This is a genomic window from Frankia sp. AgKG'84/4, assembly GCF_023242965.2.
In the GTDB taxonomy this organism is placed as follows: domain Bacteria; phylum Actinomycetota; class Actinomycetes; order Frankiales; family Frankiaceae; genus Frankia.
Genome location: NZ_JALKFU020000330.1, coordinates 1 through 5836 on the forward strand (window position 1 = coordinate 1; position 5836 = coordinate 5836).

Below are 5836 nucleotides of genomic sequence, written 5' to 3' on the forward strand. Positions count from 1 at the left end.
GGCCGCCACGGCCGGTCGTCGCCGGCCCGGTCGACCTGGTCCTCGTGCGGGCGCGCGCGACGGCGGCGAGCATCGCGTTCCCCGGCGTGGCAGTGGACCTGCTTCTTGCCGCGATCCTGCCGCTGGCCTGCGCTGCGCCGTTGGTGTACGTGGTCGGACGGCACCTGCCCGCGTGAGCGGCCGGGGTCGGGGGTTGCGCATCACGGCCGTGGTCGTGGTTGTCCTGCTGGGCCTGCTCGTCGCCGTCGACCGCATCGCCGTGCGGGTGGCCGCCAGCCAGCTCGCCACCCGGGCGCAGCGCGCCGAGGACCTGCCATCCCGTCCCGGGGTGTCGATCGGTGGCTTCCCGTTCCTCACCCAGGTCGTCGCCGGGGACTACCGGCACGTTCAGGTCGACGTGCGGGGACGCACGGAGCAGGGCCTGCGGGTCGACCGCGTGCACGCCGACGTCACCCATGTGCGGATCCCGCTCGCCGATGTGATCAACGACCGGGTGCGGCAGGTGCCGGTCGACCATCTCACCGCCCGGGTGGAGCTGACCTTCACGGACATCAACGCCTACCTACGCGGCCACGGCACCCAGGCCACCGTCGCCGGGGCAGGGCAGGCGATCCGGGTCGCGGGCTCGGTGAGCATCCTGGGCGGCGTCTACCCGGTGTCCGGGACGGCGAGTGTCGGCGTGCAGCCCGACGCGGTGACGTTCACGCCCCAGGAACTGACCGCGGCGGGCTCGGTCCTGCCGCCCGCGCTGCGGGAGACCGCTGCACGGCTGCTGACCGTGCGGGTGCCGATCGCCGACCTGCCGTTCAACCTACGGCTGTCCTCCGCGACGGTGGGCGCGGACCGGGTCATCTTCGAGGCCCTCGGTGAGAACGTCGTGCTCGATCCCAACTCCGTCGGCGTCTCCGGCGTCGGCGTCTCCGGCGGTGGGGTCACCGGCGGATAGTGACGGGCCCGCGGGAAGAGCGGCGGGTGCCGGGATACTTGTACCAACCGTGACGGGTGTCTGGGTGCTGTTGGGCGTCGTCCTGCTGTCGGTCGCGGTGGGTGTCGTCCTGCGCCTGCGGGACGGCCGGTTCCGTCCGGCCCGCCACCACCAGAGCGCTCGGGAGGATGCCGTGGACGCTACCGCTGCCATACCGTACGGGAGCGGTCCTGACGGTGGGCTGGGCGCGGAGGTCGCCGAGGTCGGCGCCGCGTTGGGGGAGCGGGCGACGCTGCTGCAGTTCTCCACGGCGTTCTGCGCGCCGTGCCGCACGACCCGCCGGGTGCTCGCCGGCGTGGCCGAGATGGTGCCCGGAGTGCGGCACGTCGAGGTGGACGCGGAGGCGCATCTCGAGCTGGTCCGCCGGCTCGGCGTGCGCCGCACCCCGACCGTGCTGATCCTCGATGCGGACGGCCGGGAGGTCCGCCGGGCCAGTGGCGCGCCGCCGACCCGGGACGCGGTGTTCGCGACGCTCGACGAGATCGCGACTCCGCGACAAATGCGGGCGGATGATGATTCTTCGGGTTAATCGCCCGCGCATTAACACGGTCATGATTTACGCTGCTACCGTGGCACGAACCATGTACCAGGCAAAGTTTGTGCCGCTTGTGTGGCGCCGCGCGGTCGACCTGTGCCGCGTGGGCAGCTGCCTGTGTTGTCTCTCCTGATCGCGAGTCCCCGCCCGCCGAGGTGATCGGCCGGGCCGACTTGTCTCTCCGTATCCGACCGTGTCGTTTCACGACCGGATCTTCAGGGCGCAGTCAGGAGAAGTCTGGTGGTCGATCCTCGTGGCCTGCGGTTCACCGCGGCCGTCACCACGGTGGTGCTCGCGATCGTCCTTGCCACCGGCAGCGGCTGGCTGCTGCTCGGGCAGACGGTCGTCTTCGCGGTCGCCGCCGTGGCCGGTGTCCGGTACGCCCCCTATGGTCTGGTGTTCCGCTCCCTGATCCGGCCGTGGCTCGGCCCGCCGGCGACGATGGAGGACGCCGCCCCGCCCCGCTTCGCGCAGGTCGTCGGCCTGCTGTGCGGTGCTGTGGGAGCCGCGGGGTATCTCTGCGGGGCCTGGGTCGTGGGGTGCGTCGCGGTCGCGCTCGCGTTCGTCGCGGCCTTTCTCAACGCGGCGTTCGAGTTCTGCCTCGGATGCCAGCTGTACCTGTTCTTCCGTTCCACCACTGCGAAGGGAGTAAGCTCATGAGCCGCGAGCAGGCACTGGTCAGCGCTGCGTGGGTCGAGGCGAACAGCGCGGATCCCAAGGTCGTCCTCGTCGAGGTCGACGAGGACGTCTCGGCCTACGACCGGGGGCACATTCCCGGTGCCGTCCGGCTCGACTGGAAGTCCGAGCTGCAGGATCCGGTCATCCGGGATTTCGTCAACAAGGAGCAGTTCGAGAAACTGCTGTCCGCCAAGGGCATCGCGAACGACGACACCGTCGTTCTCTACGGCGGCAACAACAACTGGTTCGCCGCCTACGCCTACTGGTATTTCAGCCTGTACGGCCACGCGGACGTCCGGCTGCTCGACGGTGGCCGCAAGAAGTGGGAGCTCGACGGCAGGGACCTGACCGCCGATGTCACCCCCCGAACGCCGACGACCTACGCGGCCACCGAGCCGCGCACCGACATCCGCGCGTTCCGCGAGGAGGTCGTCGCCGCGATCGGTGACAAGGCCCTGATCGACGTCCGGTCCCCCGACGAGTTCTCCGGCCGGTTGCTCGCTCCCGCGCACCTGCCGCAGGAACAGTCCCAGCGGCCCGGCCACATTCCGACGGCGAAGAACATCCCGTGGGCGCGGACCGCGAACGAGGACGGCACGTTCAAGAGCAACGACGCCCTGAACACCCTTTACCAGGAGGCGGGCGTAGACCTTTCCCGGGACATCATCGCCTACTGCCGCATCGGCGAGCGTTCGGCGCACACCTGGTTCGCCCTGCACGAACTGCTCGACCTGCCGAACGTGAAGAACTACGACGGTTCATGGACCGAGTACGGCTCGCTGGTCGGCGTGCCGATCGAGCGGGGGGCCTGAGTCATGTGCGGGGCGACGAGTGGCGGACCGTCTGTGGAGGGAATCGACGTGGCCAGGGAAACCGTGATCCAGGGTGTCGTGGTGCGGGCCGGAGAGCCGGTTTCGCGCGGCTATGCCCGGCTGCTCGACGAGGGCGGCGACTTCACCGCCGAGGTGCCCCTGTCCGCCACCGGTCAGTTCCGGTTCTTCGCGCGGCCGGGCCAGTGGACGGTCCGGGTACTCGTGCCCGGAGCGTCCGGTGAGCAGAAGGTCGTCGCCCGGCAGGGCGAGCCGGTCGACACCCGGGTCGAGGTCGGGGCCTGAGATCTCCGGGCCACCTGGCATCTCCGGGCCAGTGGTGCGCCGGGCCAGTGGTGCGCCGGGCCGCCGCGCTGGTGCGGACAGGTCAGTGACAGGCCTGGCCGACGCGTTCGAACCGGACGGCGGGGGGTGACGGGCGGGTCGGCGACGGCCCGCCCGGCACCGGCTGTCCTACCGGCACCGGCTGTCCTACCGGCACCGGCTGTCCTACCGGAACGGTGGTGGGCACCGCGAAGTGCATCGGTCCCACGGTGAAGCACCGCAGACCGTTGTCCCGTGCGAAGGTGAGCGCGGAGCCCCGGTCCGGGAAGGGCGCGATGATGCGGCGGACGGTGCGCTGACCGGCCGCCGCGAACAGGACGACCGCGAAGAGTACGTCGGACTCAGCCATCATGCGGATCATGAAAGCGCATACGGTCGTGGACGAAGGCGGTTTCGACGTGTCCCGCTCGTGGTCTGTTATTGCGCATGCGGTCTCACCTGCAAGAGCGTGAGACGCTGCGGGCTGTCCGTGGCCGCGGACTGTCAGGAGACCGGTCCTCGGCGAGCCGAAGGTCAGCAGACCGGTTCCCGGCTGAGCGGTATGTCAGTAGACGAGTGCCTGCGCGCCATCGGTGAGCGCCTCGTCGACGAAGACGGCGGCGCCAGCGATGCGAATGCCGGCGATCACGTCATCCGGCCCGAACGAGCGCCGGGCGGCGCACTGGGAGCACACCGTGACCCGCCCGGCGGCGAGGATGCCGGCCAGCAGGTCGGGCAGCGGGGCGGCCTCGGGCAGGCTGAACTCCGCGGCCCGCCCGGGCAGCGCGAACCAGGCGGACTCCCCGGTCAGCCACAGGGACACCTCGGCGCCGGCGGCCACCGCGATGGCCGCCACCGTGAATGCCTGCGAGCAGCGCTCCGGCGCGTCCAACCCGGCGGTGGCCTTGATGACGAGAGAGCGGGACATCCGCCCAGTCTGCTCCGTCCGCCCACTCTGCTGCCCGCCCACGGTCGGTAGGCGGCTGGGGGCCGTGCCCGGCTGCGGGGGTGGTAGCCGGCTGCGAGAGTGGTACTAGGCTGCGGAGCGTGTTGCACTACTTCTTCACCGGGCTCCTGGTGGCGATGTGCGTTCTCATCGCCTGGTTCTCCGGTTACGTCGTCTACAAGCTGTACGAGGGGCAACGCTGAGCGCCATCGACGGGACAGACCTGCACGCCAGCCTGCTGCCGCTGGCCTTCCTCCTCGGTACCTGGCGCGGCGAGGGCGTCGGCGGCTACGAGGGCATGGACGGTTTCCACTACGGTCAGGAGATCACCTTCGCCTCGGACGGCCGGCCGGCCCTGGGATACGTCTCGCACACCTGGTGGGCGGACGAACCGCGGGACGGCCGCGAGACGGGCAGTCCGCTGGCGACCGAGACCGGCTTCTGGCGGGTGCAGCCCGGCGCGGACGGCGCCACCGACGTCGAGGTGACCCTCGCGCATCCGTTCGGCATCGCCGAGCTCTACGTCGGCGCCCTGACCGGGACCCGCATCGATCTCAGTCACAACGTCCTGATCCGCACCGCGACCGCGCGCGAGGTCACCCGCTCGGTGCGCCTCTACGGTCTCGTCGAAGGCGATCTGGCCTACGCGATCGACATGGAGGCCGGTGGAAAGCCGATGCAGTCGCACCTGTCGGCGCGGCTGCACCGGGCCACCGACTGACGGGCACCGACTGACGGCCACCCACCGGCGGCAGCGCGGGCCGGCCCGTCAGGCCGGTTCCGCGGCGCCGCCGACGTCGGCGGCCAGCTTCGCCCGCCATGCCTTCTCCCGTTCGATCGCCGAGGCGAACCCGAGGGCGATGGCCGGGTCGAAGTTCTCGTCCGCGTAGGTGCCGACGCAGCCGAGGAGCCGGTCGATCTCCTCAGCGGTGATCGCGGCGTGCGGGACCTGACCGGTGAGGAAGATGTCGCCGACCCGGTCGATGGAGAAGTGCACGCCGTAGGTACGGGCGTTGCGACCGAGCAGGAAGCCGTAGGTGCCGGCGACGTTCTCGGCCGGTTTGCGCATGAAGAACGCCTCGACGAACAGGGTGTGGTCCTGCACGACGAGCCAGGTCATTGTGCGCAGCTTGTGCTCGCCCTCCAGGGTGACCAGGAACGAGCCCGTGTCGACGTGCTCGAAGGCAAGTTCGAGGTCGGCCAGGGCGTTCGCGATCAGGGTGTCGAGGCGCTCGCGTTCCGTCGCGTCGATGGGTGCCATCATGATGCGAGACCTCCCCGTTGCCGCGGTGACGATGCGGGATCCGGTCTAGATCCTCGCATCCGCCGGGGACCGGGGTCCTGGCCGGCGACTGCCTGATCGGCGACCGCCCTCGAAGCGACCGGTGGGCGGCGCGGCCGGCCGCGCCGCACCCACCAGCACGATCGTTCGAGCACTGCCTCAGACGGCGACGGCCGCGGGGCTCAGGGAATGCTGGTAGCTGCGCAGCACCCCGCGGGCGGTGGCCGTCCAGCCGAAACTGGCAGCGCGGCCGACCGCGCCGGCGGCGAGGCGGGCC

At 70.9% G+C, this 5836-nt stretch carries 9 protein-coding genes; 6 read left to right on the forward strand and 3 right to left on the reverse strand.

From position 1 onward, the window contains the following. Positions 1 to 193 precede the first annotated feature (193 nt). The 5 genes from MXD58_RS18235 (at position 194) to MXD58_RS18255 (ending at position 3313) form a co-directional block, all read left to right on the forward strand. Positions 194 to 946 carry an LmeA family phospholipid-binding protein gene (locus tag MXD58_RS18235; RefSeq protein WP_248839440.1) on the forward strand — a complete coding sequence of 251 codons (753 nt, stop codon included), beginning with the start codon at positions 194 to 196 and terminating at the stop codon, positions 944 to 946. A 64-nt stretch (positions 947 to 1010) separates the two neighbouring features. Next, the gene (locus tag MXD58_RS18240; RefSeq protein ID WP_250609624.1) at positions 1011 to 1514 is read left to right on the forward strand and encodes a thioredoxin family protein; all 504 of its coding nucleotides are present in this window, start codon (positions 1011 to 1013) and stop codon (positions 1512 to 1514) included. Between the two features lie 246 nt (positions 1515 to 1760). Then, positions 1761 to 2180: a DUF4395 domain-containing protein gene (locus MXD58_RS18245; RefSeq protein ID WP_248839442.1), complete on the forward strand. Its 420-nt coding sequence runs from the start codon at positions 1761 to 1763 to the stop codon at positions 2178 to 2180. Then, the gene (locus tag MXD58_RS18250) at positions 2177 to 3010 is read left to right on the forward strand and encodes a sulfurtransferase (protein ID WP_248839443.1); all 834 of its coding nucleotides are present in this window, start codon (positions 2177 to 2179) and stop codon (positions 3008 to 3010) included. Before MXD58_RS18245 ends, MXD58_RS18250 begins: the two co-directional genes overlap by 4 nt. Positions 3011 to 3013: 3 nt before the next feature. Then, positions 3014 to 3313 (forward strand): DUF1416 domain-containing protein, encoded by a 300-nt coding sequence (locus MXD58_RS18255; RefSeq protein ID WP_284678539.1) that lies wholly within the window; start codon positions 3014 to 3016, stop codon positions 3311 to 3313. Positions 3314 to 3395: 82 nt separating this feature from the next. On the opposite strand, the gene MXD58_RS18260 is transcribed toward MXD58_RS18255, so the two are convergent. Both MXD58_RS18260 and MXD58_RS18265 read right to left on the reverse strand, forming a co-directional pair. After that, positions 3396 to 3701 carry a hypothetical protein gene (locus MXD58_RS18260; RefSeq protein ID WP_308301993.1) on the reverse strand — a complete coding sequence of 102 codons (306 nt, stop codon included), beginning with the start codon at positions 3699 to 3701 and terminating at the stop codon, positions 3396 to 3398. A 195-nt stretch (positions 3702 to 3896) separates the two neighbouring features. Beyond that, positions 3897 to 4259, reverse strand: a complete 363-nt coding sequence (locus MXD58_RS18265; RefSeq protein WP_248839446.1) for a DsrE family protein — start codon at positions 4257 to 4259, stop codon at positions 3897 to 3899. A 217-nt stretch (positions 4260 to 4476) separates the two neighbouring features. On the opposite strand from MXD58_RS18265, the gene MXD58_RS18270 reads away from it, so the two are divergent. Further along, positions 4477 to 4998, forward strand: coding sequence for a heme-binding beta-barrel domain-containing protein (locus MXD58_RS18270; RefSeq protein ID WP_248839452.1), 522 nt, complete (start codon positions 4477 to 4479; stop codon positions 4996 to 4998). A 48-nt stretch (positions 4999 to 5046) separates the two neighbouring features. Here MXD58_RS18270 and MXD58_RS18275 read toward each other — a convergent pair whose 3' ends face one another. Continuing rightward, positions 5047 to 5541, reverse strand: a complete 495-nt coding sequence (locus MXD58_RS18275) for a type III secretion system chaperone family protein (RefSeq protein WP_248839447.1) — start codon at positions 5539 to 5541, stop codon at positions 5047 to 5049. Positions 5542 to 5836: the final 295 nt, after the last annotated feature.